This window comes from Geofilum rhodophaeum (genome assembly GCF_002210225.1).
Classification (GTDB): Bacteria; Bacteroidota; Bacteroidia; order Bacteroidales; family Marinilabiliaceae; genus Geofilum; species Geofilum rhodophaeum.
This window is the reverse complement of sequence record NZ_MWUJ01000001.1, coordinates 621,077-641,576: the sequence shown is the minus strand read 5'-3', so window position 1 is coordinate 641,576 and position 20,500 is coordinate 621,077. Positions and strand designations below refer to the sequence as shown.

At 42.7% G+C, this 20,500-nt stretch carries 18 protein-coding genes; 13 read left to right on the top strand and 5 right to left on the bottom strand.

Going from position 1 to position 20,500, the window contains the following annotated elements:
* Positions 1-41: 41 nt before the first annotated feature.
* Positions 42-416 carry a hypothetical protein gene (locus tag B4W65_RS17175; protein WP_146697687.1) on the bottom strand — a complete coding sequence of 125 codons (375 nt, stop codon included), beginning with the start codon at positions 414-416 and terminating at the stop codon, positions 42-44.
* Between the two features lie 147 nt (positions 417-563).
* On the opposite strand from B4W65_RS17175, the gene xerA reads away from it, so the two are divergent.
* From xerA to B4W65_RS02370, 3 genes are all read left to right on the top strand, one after another.
* Positions 564-2,006 carry a site-specific tyrosine recombinase/integron integrase gene (gene xerA / locus B4W65_RS02380; protein WP_158522755.1) on the top strand — a complete coding sequence of 481 codons (1,443 nt, stop codon included), beginning with the start codon at positions 564-566 and terminating at the stop codon, positions 2,004-2,006.
* Between the two features lie 212 nt (positions 2,007-2,218).
* Positions 2,219-3,058 carry a hypothetical protein gene (locus B4W65_RS02375; protein ID WP_088653489.1) on the top strand — a complete coding sequence of 280 codons (840 nt, stop codon included), beginning with the start codon at positions 2,219-2,221 and terminating at the stop codon, positions 3,056-3,058.
* A 223-nt stretch (positions 3,059-3,281) separates the two neighbouring features.
* Entirely contained in the window at positions 3,282-3,731 is a 450-nt protein-coding gene (locus tag B4W65_RS02370) for a hypothetical protein (protein WP_088653488.1), read from the top strand.
* A 193-nt stretch (positions 3,732-3,924) separates the two neighbouring features.
* On the opposite strand, the gene erm is transcribed toward B4W65_RS02370, so the two are convergent.
* Positions 3,925-4,725, bottom strand: a complete 801-nt coding sequence (gene erm / locus B4W65_RS02365; RefSeq protein WP_088653487.1) for a 23S ribosomal RNA methyltransferase Erm — start codon at positions 4,723-4,725, stop codon at positions 3,925-3,927.
* A 480-nt stretch (positions 4,726-5,205) separates the two neighbouring features.
* Between erm and B4W65_RS02360 the strand changes: the two genes are divergently transcribed.
* On the top strand, positions 5,206-6,078 hold the full coding sequence (locus B4W65_RS02360; RefSeq protein ID WP_088653486.1) for an SMODS domain-containing nucleotidyltransferase: 873 nt from the start codon (positions 5,206-5,208) through the stop codon (positions 6,076-6,078).
* 13 nt (positions 6,079-6,091) lie between these two features.
* Positions 6,092-6,637, top strand: coding sequence for an SLATT domain-containing protein (locus B4W65_RS02355; RefSeq protein ID WP_205741196.1), 546 nt, complete (start codon positions 6,092-6,094; stop codon positions 6,635-6,637).
* 796 nt (positions 6,638-7,433) lie between these two features.
* Here the strand turns inward: B4W65_RS02355 and B4W65_RS02345 are convergent.
* Positions 7,434-8,681 carry an integrase core domain-containing protein gene (locus tag B4W65_RS02345; protein WP_088653483.1) on the bottom strand — a complete coding sequence of 416 codons (1,248 nt, stop codon included), beginning with the start codon at positions 8,679-8,681 and terminating at the stop codon, positions 7,434-7,436.
* A 458-nt stretch (positions 8,682-9,139) separates the two neighbouring features.
* Here B4W65_RS02345 and B4W65_RS02340 point away from each other — a divergent pair, with 458 nt between their 5' ends.
* The 4 genes from B4W65_RS02340 (at position 9,140) to B4W65_RS02325 (ending at position 14,479) form a co-directional block, all read left to right on the top strand.
* Complete coding sequence (locus B4W65_RS02340) at positions 9,140-9,373, top strand: DUF4248 domain-containing protein (protein ID WP_088653482.1); 234 nt, start codon at positions 9,140-9,142, stop codon at positions 9,371-9,373.
* The gene (locus B4W65_RS02335) at positions 9,370-9,717 is read left to right on the top strand and encodes a J domain-containing protein (protein ID WP_088653481.1); all 348 of its coding nucleotides are present in this window, start codon (positions 9,370-9,372) and stop codon (positions 9,715-9,717) included. Before B4W65_RS02340 ends, B4W65_RS02335 begins: the two co-directional genes overlap by 4 nt.
* Positions 9,718-10,126: 409 nt before the next feature.
* Positions 10,127-12,445, top strand: a complete 2,319-nt coding sequence (locus B4W65_RS02330) for a glycoside hydrolase family 3 N-terminal domain-containing protein (RefSeq protein WP_088653480.1) — start codon at positions 10,127-10,129, stop codon at positions 12,443-12,445.
* 171 nt (positions 12,446-12,616) lie between these two features.
* Positions 12,617-14,479 (top strand): tetratricopeptide repeat protein, encoded by a 1,863-nt coding sequence (locus B4W65_RS02325; protein ID WP_158522754.1) that lies wholly within the window; start codon positions 12,617-12,619, stop codon positions 14,477-14,479.
* A 9-nt stretch (positions 14,480-14,488) separates the two neighbouring features.
* On the opposite strand, the gene B4W65_RS02320 is transcribed toward B4W65_RS02325, so the two are convergent.
* Together B4W65_RS02320 and B4W65_RS02315 are read right to left on the bottom strand one after the other, a co-directional pair.
* Entirely contained in the window at positions 14,489-15,118 is a 630-nt protein-coding gene (locus B4W65_RS02320; RefSeq protein ID WP_088653478.1) for a ribonuclease H1 domain-containing protein, read from the bottom strand.
* Positions 15,119-15,128: 10 nt separating this feature from the next.
* Complete coding sequence (locus tag B4W65_RS02315) at positions 15,129-15,737, bottom strand: MarC family protein (protein ID WP_088653477.1); 609 nt, start codon at positions 15,735-15,737, stop codon at positions 15,129-15,131.
* Between the two features lie 86 nt (positions 15,738-15,823).
* Between B4W65_RS02315 and B4W65_RS02310 the strand changes: the two genes are divergently transcribed.
* The 4 genes from B4W65_RS02310 (at position 15,824) to B4W65_RS02295 (ending at position 20,412) form a co-directional block, all read left to right on the top strand.
* Positions 15,824-17,425: a capsule assembly Wzi family protein gene (locus B4W65_RS02310; RefSeq protein ID WP_158522753.1), complete on the top strand. Its 1,602-nt coding sequence runs from the start codon at positions 15,824-15,826 to the stop codon at positions 17,423-17,425.
* Positions 17,426-17,527: 102 nt separating this feature from the next.
* Positions 17,528-18,922 carry a sugar transferase gene (locus B4W65_RS02305; RefSeq protein ID WP_088653475.1) on the top strand — a complete coding sequence of 465 codons (1,395 nt, stop codon included), beginning with the start codon at positions 17,528-17,530 and terminating at the stop codon, positions 18,920-18,922.
* 10 nt (positions 18,923-18,932) lie between these two features.
* Positions 18,933-19,817, top strand: coding sequence for a DUF4296 domain-containing protein (locus B4W65_RS02300; RefSeq protein WP_158522752.1), 885 nt, complete (start codon positions 18,933-18,935; stop codon positions 19,815-19,817).
* Positions 19,818-19,821: 4 nt separating this feature from the next.
* Positions 19,822-20,412: a hypothetical protein gene (locus B4W65_RS02295; protein ID WP_146697685.1), complete on the top strand. Its 591-nt coding sequence runs from the start codon at positions 19,822-19,824 to the stop codon at positions 20,410-20,412.
* Positions 20,413-20,500 lie beyond the last annotated feature (88 nt).

Sequence of the window (20,500 nt, the reverse complement as noted above, 5' to 3'; positions counted from 1 at the left end):
TTTTTGAAGCATACGTAAATTATAAAATCTTTAATAATTCCTCATTTATCCATATATTGTTGCTGTTGAATTATTAATACCTTATTTGGATCATCAACTTGCATATAGCCATAATCGTAACAGAAATAATAAAGATTTCCACCATTACTTTTCCAAGAATGAGTTAGGTATTTAAAATCCATTCCTAGTTTTTTAAGAAAATTCTTACTTACCGTTGCCTTACCAAGCGGACATGCTGTACGAAGTGCTGAACGGTTTTTTCTTATTTGTTGATTAATTCCCCGAATGTATGCTTCATCGGAATTTGGTTTGCGATTATGGTAAAGACTTTTGCAGTGCGGTGTGCAAAATTGTTTATCGCTTCTACCCTTTAGTTCAGTTTCACAGAATAAACAGTAGGAGGGTTGTGTAATCATAGCTGTTAATTTATATTTTCATCTAAATATAGTGTCTTTTTTTAATTATCCGTTTGATTAAACGTTTATATACGTAAGTATACGTTTAATAAACTTTTAAGTTCTGGAAATTGATTTTATTTGTTACAGACGTTAATTTATATGTTTATGGAATCAAAACCAGTTATCTATTTAAACCACTGGGATTATAATCAGCATGAATTGGTTAAGCTTTATATTAAGGATTGCCCCAGTGACCTTACCGGTAGTTTTAGTAATTGTGCTTTTATAAGATATAGCAAACAATATAAGTGCTATTATTTCATTAAAAGCAAAGGAAACCTTGAACTATTTTTTAGTTCTTTTTCCGGTATCTTTGAGATTAATGATTGGTATCTTACTAAAAAAGAAAAGCCTTTTGCTATTGAATCAGCAAAAGCTACAGAAGGAAGATATATTGAGCAGTTGAAGTTATGCAGAGTAAAGAATAAATTTCAAGTGTGGTTACTTCCTATAAATGATAAAGAATACCCCAGTCATATATTAATTAGGTTTAAACACAATAAAAATATTTATGGAATATTGAAAGACATGCAGATTGCCATATGGTCATCAAAGTATAGGTCATTTCTAATAGAAAGGATTGTTGAAAATATAAATTTGGTATTGAGACAATTGCGTTCGGTCTCAAGAATTTCTATTTCAAAAGAACTTGAAATAAATAATGCAGAAACCATACAATTGTTACTTGAACAATCATATGATCCTGATAAGTTTAAGCCTTGTCCTGCAATATATATTAATAAGCTTGTTGCCTTGAATTATAGTAAGAGTACTATAGCAAATTACCACAAGTACTTTTCTGAATTTGTTAATTTTTTTAGAAGTAATGATATTGATAGTTTTGAGAAAGGTGATATTGAGTCATATATTAAATTGGTTAGGAATTCAAAAGACGTTTCAACCCAGTATACACATATGTTAATAAATGCCATAAAATTTTATTACGAAAAAGTATTGGGCAGACAAAAGGAACGTTATGAAATTACTCGTCCCCAAAAAGAATTCAAATTGCCCAACGTAATGAGCGAAAAAGAGGTACAACAATTATTGAAGAGTAATGAGAATCTGAAGCATAAATGTATTTTATTACTTATATATTCTGCGGGGCTTCGCAGAAGTGAGGTGTTAGATATTAAAATTAGTGATTTAAACAAAGACCGGAATATGCTTTTTATAAGGGGAGCTAAAGGCAGAAAAGATCGTTATACTATTTTTTCAGATAAAATAAGGGATAAACTAAGACAATATTACTTGGAGTATAAACCAAAAAAATGGTTGTTTGAGGGGCAATATGGTGAGCGTTACTCAGTTGGTAGCATACAAAAGATTTTTGATAAAGCTAAACATAAAGCTGGTATACAAAGGAGAGTGACTACACATTGCTTACGCCATTCATTTGCTTCACATTTAATTGAAAATGGGGTAGATATAAAGATTATTCAGGAACTAATGGGACACAATTCAATAAAAACTACAGAAATATATTCACATGTAGTAATGAAAAAGCTTGAAAATATTAAAAGCCCTATAGATAATTTAGATATATAAAATGATTCTTTTATATTTGTTAAACGTAAAAAATCTATTATGATAAGCTGTTTTTATAAACGAATTTTGAAAGTACTGACTACTAGCTTTTTAAGTAACTTTAAAGAATTAAACAAACGTATTACATATGAGAAATAGAAACCATAATCAAGATAAAAAAGTGGTTATGGTCTCTATAACTAAGTTGTGCTTAATGCTAAAAAACAGAAAACTTGGATGATTTTCAAAAACAGATAGAGCGAATGTTGGCACCTTATCGGGCAATTCAACGGATTACCGAACCAATGAGGTTAATGCAGCAGAATTTGCAAAAAGCAATGACTCCTATAATTGAGTTTCAAAAAACCTTTGAACATATTGAAAAGATTTATGCTTCAATTCACAAGTTTGAAAATCCTCTTTTAGAAAAGCTTGAGATCTTTCACCGAATTGGAGAGAGCTTAAAATCGTATGCTGAAAATACACCAGAATATTTATTGCTAATTGCTCAAAATGGTTGGTTTATAGAATTAGATAGTAGATTAAATTTCCCATCAGAGGTTGCATTTGAAATTATTAATGAGAATGTTGACAATGCGAATGACTTAATGATTAACTATTATTCTGAGAATATAGATAGAATATTTGATGAATTGAAACAAAGGCATCCCGATAGAATTGAAATATTGAATCAAATTCAATTATCATACAGAGATGAGAATTATTTGGTAATGATTCCCTGTGTTTTAGCGCAAGTTGATGGTATTTGTTTTGATTTCACTAGAAAGAAATTCTTTATAAAAGAAAAAGACAACAAGTATTTGCCTGAAATTTCCTCTGAACTAGAAAAATCGGCTGGTAATTTTTTAAGTATCTATTTATCCCCATTACAGAATCAGACACCGATAATGGTTCGGGAGAATGACAAATATAAGTTTCCATGTAAACTAAATCGTCATGAAATCTTACACGGTGTAAGCATTGATTATGGTTCGCTAATAAATAGTTTAAAAGTGATTTCACTGCTAAAATATATTTCGGACTTATTAACTGAATTAGATAAAAATCACTAAGCACAACATCGCATATACCTAATGGCGGTTTTACTGCACTTTGCAAGGCTTTTCGCCCGCTCAAACTTATCCACGGTTTGACAGTTGAATCGTCCGCAATCCGCCACTAGGCATATGCGTAACGTTAGCATGCATTATATGGATTCTGTGCAATTCGAACAGAATTCGTTTAATAGTTAGAAAAACAGAAAAATCAAATATAAAACTAAACTGACTTTAAACGATGATTGAATCAACCTTAACCTTAGACTTCCATCAGAGAAGATTATTAACTTCAAGCTCAAAAACATATTATTACATCGCTGGATTTATTGAGATTGCGATTGGTGTATTTGGACTGATAAAATCAGTAGATGATTTGCAGGCTCTCTTTTTTATTCTTCTAATTGGAGGAATCACGAGTATTTCATTGGCATTAAATGGAAAATCATTGATTAAGGAAAGGAATTTCATTTCAATTGACTCAGACATAATCGAATTTAAAAACTCGTTTAAGAGACCTAGGAAATTGCAATTGACCAACTTGCTAGATGTCAGAAATCATTCAAAAAAGATTGAGTTTGTAACGACTGACCAACACGTGAAAACATACGATTTTTCAATTTTTTCTGACGGAGAAATACAGCAACTTCTTGACAGAATAGAGAAGATAAAATCAAGGATAAATGAATAACGCATGCTAACATTATGTATAAAATATTGGGGGTTTAGTAGTTGCGTGATTCTTTCTGCCCCGCATTAAATTATGTAACGGCAGACAGTGACGTCGCCCGCAATCCCCCAACAATTTCATACATGTGCTCGTTGTGCGTCAGCTAAAAAGAAGACACCCACGATGGAAATACTCCCTGACAAAAAAGAATTGATTATGAAGGGTGGAACTTTTCAGGAACAACTTTCAGCATTTCAATAAAACATTCTTCCCATTGACTTGGAAATAGATTCACGATTTTTAAGTTCAAATTAATTCCAAATTTTTCGGAAATCTCATTAACCTGACTTTTTCTGAATATTAATTTTAAAGCCGTTCTGACAGATAAATTAGGTTTTTGTAACAGAAAGGATAGGAAATTTAAATATTTGACTTTCTGATTAAAATCAATATGTAAAGGTTTTCGTTCAATTTTAAGAAAAGCAGACTTAACAGTTGGAGGAGGTATAAAACTATTAGGATTTATTTCGTAAACTATCTTCAAACTATAAAATGTATGATATAGGATAGTGTAAGGATTGAAGATTTTGTCTGCAAATAACTTTTTAGCAGGTTCTAATTGCAGGAAAATTGAACCGCCCTGAAAATTTTCCATATTTTCAAACATCAATATTTTTAAAATTTCTGATGTTATACCAAATGGTATATTAGAAACAACCTTAAACGAAAAATTAGGAATTTTATAATTTCTGAAATCACATCCAAAAACTTGAATGTTTTGAGTTTGTTTAAACTTGTGTTTTAGATATGTTATTAACTCAAAATCATTCTCAATCGCAATGACTAATTTTGCCTTTTGTAGTAGATGTACAGTTAGAAATCCTTTTCCTGCACCAATATCTAAGACCGTATCGTTTTGATTAATTCTTGATTGTTTTATTGCATCTTCAATTAGCACTTTGTCAATTGTAAAGTGCTGACCCGTAAATCTTACAGGTAATTTATTTTTATTCATTATGACTTCTTACAGGTGAATACTTGAATTCAAATCACAGCGAAGTGAAAGACAGTATTACCTGACAGCGCAACTATGACAAAGCAATGCATTCATTAAAAATGACGACACACTAAGGCATAGACTGTTTGTCTTACCAAAAAGATTATAGGAATTTTATTTGGGACTGTCTATCACTTAGATAGTCGTCCAAGGTCTGCTGTAATACATAATGAAAAAAAAATTAAATAATTGAATGCAAAATTAGTAACTTTGTTTTAATTTGCAAAAAAAAATGAAAAAAATAAAAGCCGTACGCACAACAGGCGGTATATTTTATTGCCGAGATAGTGCGGGTTTCAGCGTTTCTACATCTAATAAACTTTCGTGTAACTTGACAGGACAGTGCTTCGAAATCGGCAACAAAAACATACCGCCAATCCGTTGGCGTTCATTGTGAGACGCAGTATTACGAAACAGAATCCTAAAAAGAAAAAATAAATGAGCGTATCAAATTGGTTTGAAACTTTTAATCAAAATCTGCGAATGTCCAAGGAGACTACAGACAATATTTCATATCGCTATAAAAGAATAACCAAACAATTAAATAAAGATTACTACAGTTCTGAATCAGACATTTATCATAGTTTATATGTAGGTTCTTATGGTCGAGGGACTGATATAGTTGTAAGTGATATTGATATGATATTTCAACTACCATACTCAGAGTATGTAAAATATAATTCCTATTCTGGAAATGGACAATCTGCATTACTTCAAGCTGTAAAGAAATCCATTGAAAAAACTTACAAATCTCATATGAAAGCTGATGGACAAGTAATTGTTATAAGTTTTACCGATGGAATTGTTTATGAATTAGTTCCAGCATTTATAAACAAAGATGATTCATATACATTTGCGGACACAAATAATGGTGGGAGTTGGAAAACAACTAATCCCAAACCAGAAATTGCAGAAATGACTTCCAAAAATAAACTATGGAACAAAAACCTAAAAAGGTTATGCCGAATGGCAAGAGCGTGGAAATATAAGTGGGACGTACCTATGGGTGGTCTTTTGATTGATACATTAGCCTATAACTTTATGGCTAATTGTGAATATAAAGACAAATCCTATCTTTATTATGATTTTATTAGTCGTGATTTTTTTAAGTATTTATCCGAACAAAACAAAGAGCAAAGTTATTGGCTAAGTCCTGGAGCTCGGCAGTATGTATGGAGGAAAGGTACATTTGAGTATAAAGCAAAACAATGTTATAACTTAGCACTTGAAGCAATAGAAAAAGAAAAGGATTATCCTAATACAGCTAAATCTAAATGGAGAGAAATTTATGGAACAAAATTCCCCAGTTGATAAATCGTCAGAAATGGAAGTTCTCGAATCACAAATAAGAGAATGTTTTGGCAGAGTAGTTTATTCTCATAAAACCCAAGAGAAATGTGCGGACATTGTACTGTCTTTACATAAAAGACTTAAACTAATGCTGATTATTATTTCTGCTATAGTGACTACTAGTCTTTTGATTAAGTTATTTGGAGACCAAGGATGGGCTTTATTGGTTGGAGTTATTCTTTCAACAATCCTGTTTGGTCTTAATACATATATGAAAGATTACGATTTAGGTGAAATATCCCAGAAACATATAAATGCAGCTAATGAATTATGGGATATAAGGGAGACTTATCTATCATTATTGACTGATATAAAAGCAAATCAACTCTCAATTAATCAAATAATAAATCAACGAGATGATTTACAAAAACGACTTCACAATATTTATAGTGGTTCACCAAGGACTAACTATAAGGCATATAAAGAAGCTAGTAAAGCATTACAAGTAAATGAGGAATTGACATTCTCAGATAAAGAGATAGACGTTTTTTTACCTAAAGAATTAAGGAGGACTGAATAAAACAACGAAACGCCAACACGCGGTATAAAACATTGGGGTTTAATTGGTTATGCGAGCGTTCTACCCCGCATCAAGTTCGGTGTAACTGGACAGGGAAGTAGCCCGCAATCCCCAACGTTTCATACCGCTGCCCGTTGTATGCAAGTGTAAAACCGATACGATACATTAATACAATAAAAAAGATTGAAATAATTACAAAAAACGGATTGATTGGATTGGTGCTCCGTTGACAGGGCGGTGCAGTTTGAGGGGAATTTATTTTGTTTATTTCTCCCCCCACACAAAGAAAAAGGAAACCCCGCCCACAAAACAACACATTTGCAAACCGTAGCAAGCCAGCTCTGCAAACCAAAGTTTACAAAAGAGTTGTTTTTTTGCCAACGCACCGCTGCTAATTTGATAGCAATTCTTCTTTTTTATGATTATCCGGTTTTAAAATAAATTTCTCATCTATTGTTACTTTTAGATTAATTATATCTTTATGTAAAATTCAAATGTTTTGTTAGATGCTTTCTTACCATCAAATCCCACGATAAACTTGGAAAAAAGCGTTGCAATATTGCAACACAACCAACATATTACCCTATCGGATAATTTGTTGTGATTTTTCAATGTATTATTGGTGTTAAAAGTAAAACGACCATTGGGTCGGTTCTTCTTTAACGCCTTTTTATACAGATTACCAATCAATGCGCCTTAAAAGCAAGGCGCTTTGATTATGTATCGGCATTAACCACTGTAGTTATCAAAGATGGCTTTCAGCGCATTTTGATATACGATTGGTATTATTTCTTTATCAGCATATCGCGCATAATCTTTTCTTGTTTTCTGTTAACCTATTCTGTTTGGATTGTTTCATTTTATCACCATGTTCTTCAATATCAAATGTCTTTCCAGTAAATGCTTCATAAGGGGTCAATCCTTTCAAAGAGTTATGGGGTCTTTGATCGTTGTAGTCTGGGATTATCCAATCCAGGGCATTACGTAACGCACCAATATCCTGATATTGACATTTAAACAGATACCTGTATTTCAATATTTTGTTCTGTGCCTCTATCAGTGAGTTGGAGAAAGGGATATCCTTTAGGGCAATGAGCTTCTGAATGTTTATTTCACTTGAATTGAGATATACGTCCATTTTGTGGTTGTTATTTTCCGGTCCTCCGTCAACAATCAACTGCACGTCTTTGTTTTGATTAATATGTTGCTGATACCCGTCCATAATGGTTTGTACCCTTATCTCTCCCGACACCACAGGTTCAACCCTCCAGTTGATGATATACTTTGAGAAGTTGTCCATTAATAGGTACACATAGCTTTTTAGGCCATCCAAGCTTTTTACAACAGTAATATCCGCATGCCATATCTGGTTGGGTTCAGTGGCCACAATCCCCGTAGGATAACGTTTTCTCTTTCTTATTCGGGTTCTATTTAGTCCTAATATATGAATGTATTTATACCATGTGGCCAGGGATATGTGCAATAAATTTTCTCTTGTTGCGTACCAAGCAAGGGAGCAGATAGGCCAATATTTAAACTGTTCCGATGAGACAAGCTCTTTTATAACCGAAACCTCATTTATTGTCAATTGAAGCGGATATACCCTTTTGCAAAGCTTTAAAGGCGATGCTTCACATTTGTATAGAACCTTGTTCTTCCAATAATAAAAAACGGATACCGGAATTTTTAATAATCGCAACACCAACCCTGTATCTATTTTCTTATGATATCTGTGTATTGCATGTACCAAACCTTCTTTGTTATTTTGGAGCAATTGGTAAAATGACTTTGAACCGGAAATAACAGATACCAGTGACAAGACAACTTTCATATATGTTTTCATCATCACTTGCGCCTCTTTTCTGCTAATGAAACTTTCAAGAACCTCAACTTCCTGCAGTTCACTTCCAAAATATTTACTATCAGATTCATTTTTCCATCGCCAGATGGTCGAACGATCTATTGCCGAGTAATAGCTATCAGGTAGAGTATTCCTCTTTGCAAGCAATTTTATGGAAGTATGGTAGGAGGTGTATTTTTTCATAAAGCAGGTGTGTGTTTATTTGTATTGCCAAATCAAAATGTACAAAGGTGGATTTATCGATAAATTTGATGAAAATTGTTTAACACTCCAACAATTCTAAATATTTAATCTATTAGGGGTTTAATTCCCCGAGGCTTGCCCCGAGGTAGTTCACAACTTTTCATTTCATGTGAGCCATTATTTCATCATTTTCACTTCTGAAAAAGCTAATAATTTTTACCTTTACAGAGCTAATTACAAACGGGTATAACAATATGAATTGTGCCTAAAGAATCACGTATAATACTTAAAACAAGCCTCTTACAGAGGCTTTTCGTGTTTATATACCCTTCGTGTTTTTTGATTTATTATCATTTGCTTTGGTTTATTAGTAGTAAAAGCACAATACCCCAATTGTATTCTCAAAAAACACTTCTTCATTTAAAAATTTATCAATTTCTGGTAAAAAGTATAACGCTATGATAATTCCAAGAACAATATTAAAGCAAGATTTAGTAAAGAAGCTTTATCCCAATAGTATTTCAATTAAGTCGGCCATGCAGCAACTCAGGCGTGAAATTGATATTTGCCCTGCCTTAAAAGAAAAAATTGCACATGCAGGGCGCACTAGATACCACTATTACAACAAGCAGCAGCTTCTTTTAATACTTGAACATTTTAGTATATCATTTGAAGAATTTGAAAAGCTATGATTTATTTTAAAGATATCACCAATATAGAGCAAGCCAAATTGCACTACCGCAAATTAGCAAAGCAACTGCATCCTGATACGGGGGGAACTTCCCAGGAGTTTCAAAAAATGCAGGATGAGTATAAAACTACTATAGAAGCAATACAGAAATATAGTAATCTCGTTAATTATCATTCACACCCATCGCCTGAAAAAGAGTTCTTAGGTCAATTAGGAAAGTTGGCACAGCTACTAATAAAAAAGCAAGTGCCACAAGAATACTTACGACAGAAGATAAAAACAACTAATTCAAATTTGAATAAGGATTTATTAGAGGGTGTCGTTAATTTTTTGGATGGGTTGTAGGATTAGTAGAATGGTTAAATTTGTCTGTTTTAATAATATGAATTAATTTACACTTATCGACTTACATTTGCTTCAAAGTAAAAAGATTTCTATAAACAAAAGTAACATATATGTAACCAGTGTTATTACGTCAATTAATTATTGAGTTTGTATGATTCTGAAATACAGTCATATAGTAAATTTTACAAGCTTCACACAATAGTCACCCAATCATAACCCAGGGTTTCAACCCTGGGACGTTTTCAGCACCTGTGGGCAAGGCGCAGCCCTGCCCACAGGTGCTGAACGTAAAAAAAAGGGGTGCCGGATGAGGTTTAAGTGAGGTGCTGTGTGCCGGTCAACTGAGGTCTGTACTTTATCTTTGGGAGCTGTAGATGGTATTTTTTCACACCTATAAAACAGCTTGAAGATGAAGAAATTTTGGATTTTTGGTGGATTGGCGGCAACTCTGTTGTTGTCGGCTTGTTCGGGGCCCCGGGAGCGCGGGGCGACCGACGGGGTGGAGCGTATTCCGGAGGTGGAGGCCCTGCTTGCGCAAATGACTGTGGAGGAGAAGGTGGGACAGATGGCGCAGTTGACGCTGGATGTGCTCACTGTTGGAGAAAATGAATTTGTGACCGAGGAGCCCCTGCGGCTCGATTCGGCCATGGTAAGGAAGGCTTTGGTCGACTATGGGGTAGGTTCCATCTTAAATACAGCCAGCAATAAGGCGCGTACGGTGGAGAAATGGCACGAGGTGATCTCGGAGCTGCAGCGTGTGGCTGCGGAGGAAACGCGTTTGGGCATTCCGGTCTTGTACGGGGTGGATGCCATTCACGGGACGACTTATACGGTAGGGGCGACTTTCTTTCCGCAGCAAATTGGGCAGGCGGCGACCTGGAATCGGGAGCTGGTGCGCAAGGGCGGTGAAATTACCGCCTATGAAACCCGTGCTTCGGGTATTCCCTGGAATTTTTCACCGGTGCTGGATATGGGACGCGATCCTCGTTTTGCAAGGATGTGGGAGACTTTTGGGGAGGACGTACACCTGGTTAGCGAATTGGGCGTGGAGTTGGTGAAGGGCTATGAGGGAGAAAACAACGAGGTGAGCAATCCCTTTCACGTGGCTTCCTGCCTGAAGCATTATTTGGGCTATGGCACCCCTTGGTCGGGCAAGGACCGTACGCCGGCACACCTGTCCAACACGGAACTTCGTGAGCGTCACCTGCCTGCTTTTGAGGCGGCCATTGAAGCAGGGGCACATACGGTTATGGTGAATTCGGGCCTCATCAACGGGGTACCCGTACATGCCAGTCACCGCTTACTGACCGGCTTGTTGAAGGAGGAGTTGGGTTTTCAGGGTTTGGTGGTGACCGACTGGGCAGACATCAACAATTTGCATTCGCGCGATAGGGTGGCGGTGAACCATAAGGAGGCGGTAAAGCTGGCCATCAATGCGGGCATCGATATGTCGATGATTCCTTACAGTCTCGATTTTTGCGACGACCTGGTGGCTTTGGTCAATGAAGGAGAGGTGGCTATGGCGCGCATCGACGATGCGGTGCGCCGAATCCTGAACACCAAGCACAAGTTGGGTTTGTTTGAGCGTCCGGTAACGCACTATGAAGATTATCCGCTTTTTGGGAGTGCCGAGTTTGAGGCGGCTGCTTATCAAGCGGCCCAGGAGTCGATGACCCTGTTGAAGAACGAAGACAATATTTTGCCCTTGCCTACGGATGCCCGCATTTTGGTGGCGGGGCCCAATGCCCACACCATGCGTGCCCTCAACGGGGGCTGGTCCTACACCTGGCAAGGGCGCGACAATGAGGCGTTTACCGGGGATTATGCCACCATTCTGGACGCCATTCGCGCCAAGGTAGGTGCCCATCGTGTGGAATTTGTAGAAGGGGTGCGTTACGTGAATGAGGCCAGCTATTGGGTGGAAGAAGAAGTGGATGTGGCTGCTGCGGTACGGGCGGCTGCCCGTGTCGACTACATTGTGTTGGCGCTGGGTGAAAATTCCTATACCGAAAAGCCGGGCGATTTGCACGACTTGACGCTTTCGGAGCAGCAATTGCGTCTGGCAGAGGCCTTGGCTGCAACGGGCAAGCCGGTGATTCTGGTGCTGAACCAGGGGCGCCCCCGCATCATTCGTCGTATTGAGCCGCTGATGAAGGGTGTGCTTCAGGCTTATTTGCCGGGTAATTTTGGGGGACTGGCCGTGGCCGATGTGTTGTTTGGCAGCATCAATCCGAGTGGTAAGCTGCCCTTTACCTATCCGATGTACACCAATTCTTTAGTGACTTATGACCATAAGCCTTCGGAGCATCAGGCGAAGATGGCCGGGGCCTACGATTACGAGTCGGATTTTGCTGTGCAGTATCCCTTTGGTTTTGGCTTGAGTTATACCGAGTTTACTTACAGTGATTTGAGCCTGAGCAGCGAAGAACTGACTGCTGATGGGGAGCTGGAGGTGCAAGTCACCCTGAGCAATACCGGGGGGCGAGCCGGTAAGGAGGTTGTGCAGTTGTACACCTCGGATTTATTTGCTTCGCTTACGCCGGATGTGCGTCGCCTGCGGGCTTTTGACAAGATAGCGCTGGAGCCCGGAGAAGCTGAAACCGTGCGTTTCGTGCTGCGGTCTGCCGACCTGTCCTTCATCAACGCGGAGGGACAGCGGGTGACTGAGCCGGGTGATTTTGAGCTGGAGCTTGGTGGATTGACTGCCGGTTTTCGTTACGTGGAGTAGTGTACAGCTTAGAGGAGACAGGGGAAAGGGGGCTTAGGCCCCCTTTTTTGGTGCGTGTGGTTGGTAGGTTTCGACCCCGGGTGGCCTTGTGTGCGGGCCATGTTTTATGTTTATTGTTATATTTTTCATATTTTTAGCCACCTTTGCTTACTTGTTTTTATTCCAGACACGATGAAATACGTCAGGTTGTTATTTGTGGGACTGAGTTTATGGCTCTGTTTTCCAATTTTGTCGATGGGGGGACAGTCGTCCATTGATGAGCTTTCGCTGTGTGAGGATCTGATTATTGAGGCCTTGGAGGTAAACCCGGAGGAGGCGGATCGGTTGATTGCTTCGTTGTACGAATTGGCTGCCTACGATTCGGTTTTTCTGAGTGGGATGGTGGCCTACTACGAGGGCGAATTGGCTTATGTAGAAAGTCGATGGAAGGATGCAGCGCAGGCCTATGAGTCGGCCGCAGAAGTTTTTGAGAAAATTAAGGATGGGACAAGAGCGGCAGCTTCGTTTAATAATATGGGTCTGGTGCATTCTTATATGGGCAACTACGATCGTGCGCTGTGGGCTTATGAACAGTCGCTGAAGGTCGAGTTGGAGTTGGATAACCGACCGGGAATTGCTGAGTGTTATCAGAATATGGCGATTGTTTTTGCTGCTGGTGAGCAGAGCGACAAGGCGCTGCGTTTCTACGACAAGGCTCTGGAGGTGTATGAGGAACAGGATATGCAGGAGTCGGCCGCAGCCATATATAACAATAAGGCCGTATTGTTTGCCGGTCAGGGTGATTTTGAATCTGCGGAGACCAATTACCGTTTAGCTTTGGCCATATACGGGCGTTTGCGTGCATCGGTTTTGGAAGCGCGTGTTTTAAGTAATTTGGGAGCGCTTAGTCTTCGCCAGGGAAAGTACGATGGGGTAGGTTCGCTTTTGGAGCGTGCGCTTTTTCTGTTTAAGGCCGAAGGCGATCGCATTGGGGAAGTTAAGGTATATGGGATGTTGGGCGATTTGTACAATGGACGTAAGGATTACATGCAGGCGGTTTTTTTGTATCAGATGGCTATAAAACAGGCCGGAACATTGGAGATGAAGGACGTAGAGGCGGAGAATCAGTTTTCGTTGTACAATACCTACAAGGCGGCGGCTATGCCTGCAGAAGCGTTGAAGGCTTACGAGGATTATGTGGCAATGCGGGATCGTATGATTCGTGACAATCCTGAGTTTACAAAGGGGCTTATCAGCAAGGAGTTGGAACAGGAAATTGCGGAGCGGGACTTGCTTTTATTTAAGGCGCGAACCCGTACTGTTTGGTTTGCAGTGGGATTGGGGCTTATGGTACTGGTGTCTTCGGGGGCTTTTTGGATGTTGAGAAAGCGTAAGCGGCGTATGGAGGCGCACCGGGAAATGGCTAAAAACCGAAAGGTGCGTATGCGTGAAAGGTTAAAACCTGGTTATGTGTTGACCTTGTTGCAAACGCTGAGGGACTGTCTTGATCGCGGGGATGTGGATTGTGCGCGACAGCGATTGGATGGGGTGGCGCTTCTGATGCAAAACATCCTGGAGAATTCTTGCGAGTCGCTGATTTCGGTGCGTGCAGAAATGGAATATGTTGAGCGCTATTTGTTGGTGCAAAAACAACAACTGGACATCGACCTGGATTTTAGAATTGAGACCAATCTGCAGCAGCAGGCCGAACACATTATGGTGCCGGCTATGTTTACCCAGCCTTTTATTGAGCAGACTTTTCAGGGAGTTGGAGCAGGGGACCGGGTGGTGGTTAATATTGCCTTTGTTAAGCGCAATCAGTTGTTGGAGGTGGTCATTGAGAACAATCTGCCTTTGCCTAAGCCGGAGGAGCGTCGCCGAATGGAGACGAGCTTTAGGGCTTTGGGAGCGTCTGTCGCTCAGGAACAATCCCTTAGCGGAAACGCCTTGTTGTTTCATCCCGAAGAATGGGGTGGGGTGCAGTCCGAAACTTTTGACCCACAGGCAGAGGTCGGAAATCGCCTTCGTTTTAACTTGCCCTTGATGAGGAACTAGTCTTTGCAGTTATTTTCTTCCAAAATCTGCGGGGATTTCTCCCCAGTTTTCGGTATCCCATTTAAGCAAAGGCGTGGTGTAGCTGTTGTTTTGCAACCATTTTTCGGCGCGCTCTATGAGGGCAAACAGGGGCTCTGTTTGTACGGAGCGAATCAGTTTGCTGCCGCATTTTTTCTTTTTGATCCAGCTGAGTGCTGTTTTGGAGTCGGTGTACAGCGGCAACTTGCTTTTGCGCCGTTGCAGCTCGGCCAAGCCGTGTACAATTGCCAGAAATTCTCCAATGTTGTTGGTCCCCAGCGGAAAGGCCTGATGAAACCATTGCTCGCCGGTGGAGGTGTGCACCCCGCGGTATTCCATTACGCCGGGATTGCCGCTGCAGGCTGCATCGACTGCGAGACTGTCGGAAATGGGAATGGCCCCGTTGGCTGAGGCTGTTTTTGGGCTGCGGGTCTTTGGGCTGCTTTTGCGGTCAACCGGTGCGGGTGCCCCGGCGGCGTAGGCCGCCCGGGCTTCGTCGAGGGTCTTGAACTTTTTGAAGGTGGACTTTTCCTGGCCGTGTACCTGGGCCTTACATTCTTCCCAGGTTTCGTAGATGCCGGGTTGGCGGCCCGACCAGACAACATAATAGGCTTTTTTCATGTTTGTTGGTTTATCCCAGGTCCTTGACTTTGCTCATGAAATCGACAAGCAGGGTGGCGATGTTCGACATAAACAGGCGGATGGCCATGGCCATTAGGATGATGCCGAAAAACTTCTTGAGTACGTAAATGCCGCCTGAGCCAATGATGCGCTCGATGCGATTGGTGTTGTGGAGGACGAAGAAAACGACGAGAATGTTGGCAAAGAGAGCGGCGATGATGTTGAACAGGGCAAATTCTGCACGCAGGGCCAGCAGGGTGGTGAAGGAGCCGGCTCCGGCGATGAGGGGGAAGGCGATGGGGACGATGGAGGCGCCTGCCGGGGAGTCGTGCCGGAAAAGGGTGATGCCGAGGATCATTTCCATAGCCATGAGCATGAGCACGAAGGAGCCTGCAATGGCAAAGGAGGAGAGGTCAACGCCAAAGAGGCCCAGCAGGGCTTCTCCTACAAAAAGGAAGAGCAGCAAGATGCCGAAAGAAATGGAGGCGGCATGAAATGCGTTGATGCGTCCGCCTTTGTTGCGGATGTCGATAACGATGGGTATGGAGCCGAGGATGTCGATGACGGCAAAGAGTACGATAAAGGCGGAGAAGAACTCCAGAAGATCAAAGCTGTTCATAGGGGATGTTTTTGGCAAAAGTAGTCATTTTCCGGCGTGTGAATTGTAACTTTGCGGGAGCATATTATAAATCCATTTTATTTAAGATGCGAAAGCTCCTGTTTTTTGTGGTTTTGGGACTGTTGCCGCAGATTGTATTGGCGCAGGGCTCCTGGTCGCACCACCTGAGGGTGGATGCTGCCGCTGTTGGTGCTGTGGGCGACCAGCTGCCTTTTTGGCTGCATTCGGGCCGTGAAGGTCGTTGGGATTTTGCTGAGGAGCAGCAGTTGCTGGCAGGCGTAGGCGGGGGACTTCAATGGACGCCCGGGGAGCATTGGCGGCTGGCTGTAGCGGGCGAGGGGCGCTATGGCGGTGCCGAAGGAGGGGCTTATCTGCATGCGCTGTCCTTTCAGGCAGATGCCTATTTTTTGTCGCTGCGGGTAGGCAGGCATGTCTTTGACCCGATTTTTGAGGCGGGCTACAAGGGCCATGGTGCCTATTTGTACGGCAATAATGCACGGCCGGCCGACCGCTTAACAGTGGGTTTGCCTGCTTATACGGCATTGCCGGGTTTTTTGAGTCGCTGGGAAGTAAAGGGCGAATTGAGTCACGCCTTGCTGGATGACGGTCCCGCCGACAAATACCACCGGGAGGTTTTGTTGCACGAGAAATATGCCTATCTGCGTTACAACGGGGGGACCTGGAAACCTTTTGTGGGTTTGAACCATTCGGTGTTGATGGGGGGGTATAGGACCAATGGGGAAAAAATTCCCCTCGATTATTGGCGGTCGATACTCGGACGCAGTTCGGAAAAGATTGGTGGCGGCGACGCCACCAATGCAGGTGGCGCACACATGGGTTTGTTCGATTTCGGTTTGTATCTTCACAGCACCTCCGGGACTTATCGCTTTTATTATCAGGCCCCTTTTGCCGATGGTTCGGGCATGCGGCTGGGCGTGCGCAACCGGGATCAGATACTGGGCGTACACTGGCAGCCGGCGCGTTTGACCTGGCTCGACAATTTGAGTGTGGAATGGATCAACACGGCCTACCAGTCGGGCAACGGTATGCCCGATGCCAGGGTGACGCTGAATAATGGTGAAACGATCTCTGTCATTGCCTTTCAGCTGGACGACCCGGCCTATAGGGAGAACCTGATGCGGGGACTGGGGGTGCCCAATCCGGAAAGTTATTCGAAAAAGGAGGTGGGGCAGTATCTGGAGGACAATTACAACCACGGCAATCGCTTTGGCGGTCGGGATGGCTATATGAGCAATGGGGTGTATCCTGCGGGATGGACCCATTACGGCAGGGCCATGGGCTCGCCTTTGAATCTGAGCAGGGACCAGGTGGCGCATCTGAATCCTGAGTTGGGAACCAGTAACAGTACGCTGCTGGTGAACGATCGGTTTAAGGCCCTGCATCTGGGGGCCGACGGCCGCCTGGGGACACGTTGGTACTGGGAAGGGATGCTTACGGCAGCTCGACATTATGGTTCTTATTTTCAGCAGTATCCGGAGCGTTATACCTGGGACGAGACCCCTGGTTATTATTTTAAGGGTGGTCGTTCGCAATTTTATTCACGCCTGGGTGCCCGCTGTCGGTCGTCCCGAATCCAAGGCCTTGTATGGAAGTTGGAGGTGGCTGTGGATGCCGGCGCCTTGTCGCGCTCAGCCGGGTGTTTGGGTGGACTTTCTTTTTCATTCTAATTTTCATTAACTTAGATCGGGATACAGCTTTGAACTGTTTTTCGGCATTGGATTTGAAGAGGGTTTCGCTTATCTTCGCCAAGACTTTTAAATCAAACCAGGATGCTTAAGGAAAAAGCACGCGTTATTAATGGCCTTTTGACCCTTGTGGATGTTCTGATTGCCCTTATCAGCTTTAACCTGGCCTTGTATTTTGAATTTGGAAGAATTTCGGTCCTGCATCAAAAGGACAGTGTTATTCTTCAACTCCTGATTCTTATTTTTTGGGCCCTTTTGTCCAACGGGATGGGCACCAACGTGATGTACCGTTCCCGGCCTTTCTCTGTGGTGCTTTTTAATTGTCTTGGGGTCAGTTTCATGGGCACTCTGATGTTGGTGGTGGCCGCCTGGTCATTCAACCTCTTTTATCTGGGCATACGACTCTTTCTTTTGTTTGCCGCTTTAACCCTGGTTTTAACCTTCTGGTACAAAACCTTGGTGTACCATTTTTTGAAGCGGGCCCGCAAAAAAGGGTTTAATTACTTGAATATTTTAATTATTGGGGATAAAACCGCCAATGGTTTTCTTCGACAGCTGCAGCGGCATCCGGAATGGGGTTATCGGGTTTCGGCCATAATAAGTGATGAGGTCTTGAATCAGGATGCTGAAGAAATGGCGCCCTTGTTGCCTGCCGATACGGACGTGGAGCAGCTGTTGCGCGATAAGACCATTGATGAACTTCTGGTTTGTAAGGAGGGTCTGGATCCGAGGGAGTTGGAGAACCTTGTCGAGATCTGTTCGGAGGTTGGCGTGGTCTTTAGAATGTATTCGCCCTTTTTTAATATGCTGGCCAATAAGACTTTCATGCATTATTTTGGTACCACGCCTATGTTGACCATTTCGAGTACGCCTGTGAATTATCTGGAGCTGAAAACGAAGGAGTTGTTCGACCGGCTTTTTGCTGCTGGCGTTTTGGTTTTTCTCTCACCGGTTTTTTTGAGTATTGCCCTGGCGGTTAAACTCGACTCCAAAGGGCCGGTTTTTTTTAGTCAGAAGCGGGTTGGTTTGCGCGGCCGCCGTTTTTTGGTGCATAAGTTCCGTACCATGGTGGTGAATGCAGAGGATTTGAGAAAGGAGCTGATGGACCAGAATGAGATGGATGGTCCGGTTTTTAAAATTACGCACGATCCGCGTGTGACCCGGGTCGGTCGCTTTTTACGAAAAACCAGTCTGGATGAATTGCCCCAGTTTTTTAATGTGCTGATGGGTGAAATGTCGGTGGTGGGCCCGCGTCCCCCCTTGCCCGATGAGGTGCGGGAGTATGAGCGCTGGCAATTGCGGCGCTTGTCCATGAAGCCCGGTATAACTTGTATTTGGCAGGTGTCGGGCCGCAACAACATCCCTTTTGAGGAATGGATGCGTATGGATTTGGAATACATAGACAACTGGTCGCTTAAACTGGATTTTGTTTTGTTTCTGAAAACCATCAGAACGATGGTTCGGGGAGATGGTAAATAGTCTTTGTTGTATGGGATATAGGCAAGTTTTGGGTGTTTTTGTTTCGCGCTTTTTGGGGGTGCTTATTTTGTTAGCTCTTTTGATGGCGTGTGGCAGGCATCGGGTGCCGGGGACTTATCCTAAGCCCGAAGAGATGGCGCTTATTCTGGCGGAACTTCACATGCTTGAAAGTACCCTGGGATTTGCTCCTATGCGGGGGAACGCCCGACTGACTGAAATTCCCGGATCCTATAAGTTTGTTTTGGAAAAACATGGGTTGACGACCCTTGAATTTGATACCATTCGCAAATGGTATGTAGAGCACCCCGAGCTTTATCAGGACGTTTATCGCCTGGTACTGGAGGAACTGAGTCGCATGGAAGCCGATGTGCGGATTTACAACGAGCGGGAAAAGGAACAACAGCGATTGGCTGAGCAGGAGGCTGTTCAGGCTCTGTTGTCTAATCTTTGGCAAGATTCTACACGATTGGTCGTTGCACCTGAAGACAGTGCAGACAGTCGCCTTCCTTTTCGGATTGATGTGGATACCTTGGCTTTGCAGGGGCGCCTGAAGCTGAGTGCCGGATATCGTTTTTTGCACCAGGATGAGAGCCGCGCCCCAAGGATTATGTTGTCGGTTTTTTACAACGACAGTGTGGCCGATACCGTATACCACGTAATTGCGCACTCTTTTCAGGAGCAGATGCAAGAACTTTCGCTGGACTTAAAACGGGACACTTTTCCCAAATATATTGATGGCTTTTTGTTGCTTCAGGACAGTCTTACTGCTTCCTCGGCCCAGATTACTGATTTGCGTTTGCAGGTGTTGACCGATTCGGTGGAGGAGCAAAATGCCAAATTGCCTGCCTTGGAGAAAGCGGATAAGCCTGTTTTGCGTAAGGTCCGTGAGCGTTAGTGGTATGAGGAGACCTCGTTTATTTACTTCGCACTTTGTTTTATTGCCCGATGGTTCTTTAGGCAAATGGCCGGTGGTGGAGCTGGGGGCTGATGGTCGTATTCTGAGTCTGGAGTTGCATCCGGAGGGTTTGCGGGAGCGACCGGGAATGGAACTGCTCGGTGGTTTGCTGTTGCCTGGCTTGTTGGATGTGGCCGGGTCTGCTTCTTTTGTATTTGGGGGGCGGGACTTGAACCGGCATTATGCGGGGGGCACTTACGTGTTGGGCGGTTGTACGGAGGCGGAGAGTATGGGCGCTGTACCCTTGGTGGTGAAGGGGGTGGAGTCTGAGATGCTGCAGGCACCGGTTTTGCGGCGGCGCCAGGAGAATTTTCAGCTGCCCTTGTTGTCGCGTTTGGACGCTTATATGGCTGTGCATCCGGAGGGTGATTGGCTGGGTATTTTGCATGCGGCTACGGCTTTGGCTGCGGAGGCTGCGGGACTGGAACTTGGTCGTGTTGAGGTGGGTGCGTGTCCGGGTTTGTTGCTGTTGAAGGGCCTTGATTTGGGGGGGATGAAGTGGCGGGGTCGTGGTGCCATCTTGCGAGTGAGATAAAATACCTTGTCACTGCAGTCGTTTCACTACAAGCACGGAACTCGGGTGGTCGTGGTGTATTCCTGGGGCTGCCATAAAATTTCTATTC

Excerpts from the sequence above, each read along its gene's own strand:
- B4W65_RS02315 (WP_088653477.1), bottom strand. The coding sequence starts at position 15,737 with ATGAACAGCTTTGATCTTCTGGAGTTCTTCTCCGCCTTTATCGTACTC.
- B4W65_RS02340 (WP_088653482.1), top strand. The coding sequence starts at position 9,140 with ATGATAATTCCAAGAACAATATTAAAGCAAGATTTAGTAAAGAAGCTT.
- B4W65_RS02330 (WP_088653480.1), top strand. The coding sequence starts at position 10,127 with ATGAAGAAATTTTGGATTTTTGGTGGATTGGCGGCAACTCTGTTGTTG.
- B4W65_RS02295 (WP_146697685.1), top strand. The coding sequence starts at position 19,822 with ATGAGGAGACCTCGTTTATTTACTTCGCACTTTGTTTTATTGCCCGAT.
- B4W65_RS17175 (WP_146697687.1), bottom strand. The coding sequence starts at position 416 with ATGATTACACAACCCTCCTACTGTTTATTCTGTGAAACTGAACTAAAG.
- B4W65_RS02335 (WP_088653481.1), top strand. The coding sequence starts at position 9,370 with ATGATTTATTTTAAAGATATCACCAATATAGAGCAAGCCAAATTGCAC.
- B4W65_RS02300 (WP_158522752.1), top strand. The coding sequence starts at position 18,933 with ATGGGATATAGGCAAGTTTTGGGTGTTTTTGTTTCGCGCTTTTTGGGG.
- B4W65_RS02355 (WP_205741196.1), top strand. The coding sequence starts at position 6,092 with ATGGAAGTTCTCGAATCACAAATAAGAGAATGTTTTGGCAGAGTAGTT.
- B4W65_RS02345 (WP_088653483.1), bottom strand. The coding sequence starts at position 8,681 with ATGAAAAAATACACCTCCTACCATACTTCCATAAAATTGCTTGCAAAG.
- B4W65_RS02305 (WP_088653475.1), top strand. The coding sequence starts at position 17,528 with ATGCTTAAGGAAAAAGCACGCGTTATTAATGGCCTTTTGACCCTTGTG.
- B4W65_RS02325 (WP_158522754.1), top strand. The coding sequence starts at position 12,617 with ATGAAATACGTCAGGTTGTTATTTGTGGGACTGAGTTTATGGCTCTGT.
- xerA (WP_158522755.1), top strand. The coding sequence starts at position 564 with ATGGAATCAAAACCAGTTATCTATTTAAACCACTGGGATTATAATCAG.
- B4W65_RS02360 (WP_088653486.1), top strand. The coding sequence starts at position 5,206 with ATGAGCGTATCAAATTGGTTTGAAACTTTTAATCAAAATCTGCGAATG.
- B4W65_RS02310 (WP_158522753.1), top strand. The coding sequence starts at position 15,824 with ATGCGAAAGCTCCTGTTTTTTGTGGTTTTGGGACTGTTGCCGCAGATT.
- erm (WP_088653487.1), bottom strand. The coding sequence starts at position 4,725 with ATGAATAAAAATAAATTACCTGTAAGATTTACGGGTCAGCACTTTACA.
- B4W65_RS02370 (WP_088653488.1), top strand. The coding sequence starts at position 3,282 with ATGATTGAATCAACCTTAACCTTAGACTTCCATCAGAGAAGATTATTA.
- B4W65_RS02320 (WP_088653478.1), bottom strand. The coding sequence starts at position 15,118 with ATGAAAAAAGCCTATTATGTTGTCTGGTCGGGCCGCCAACCCGGCATC.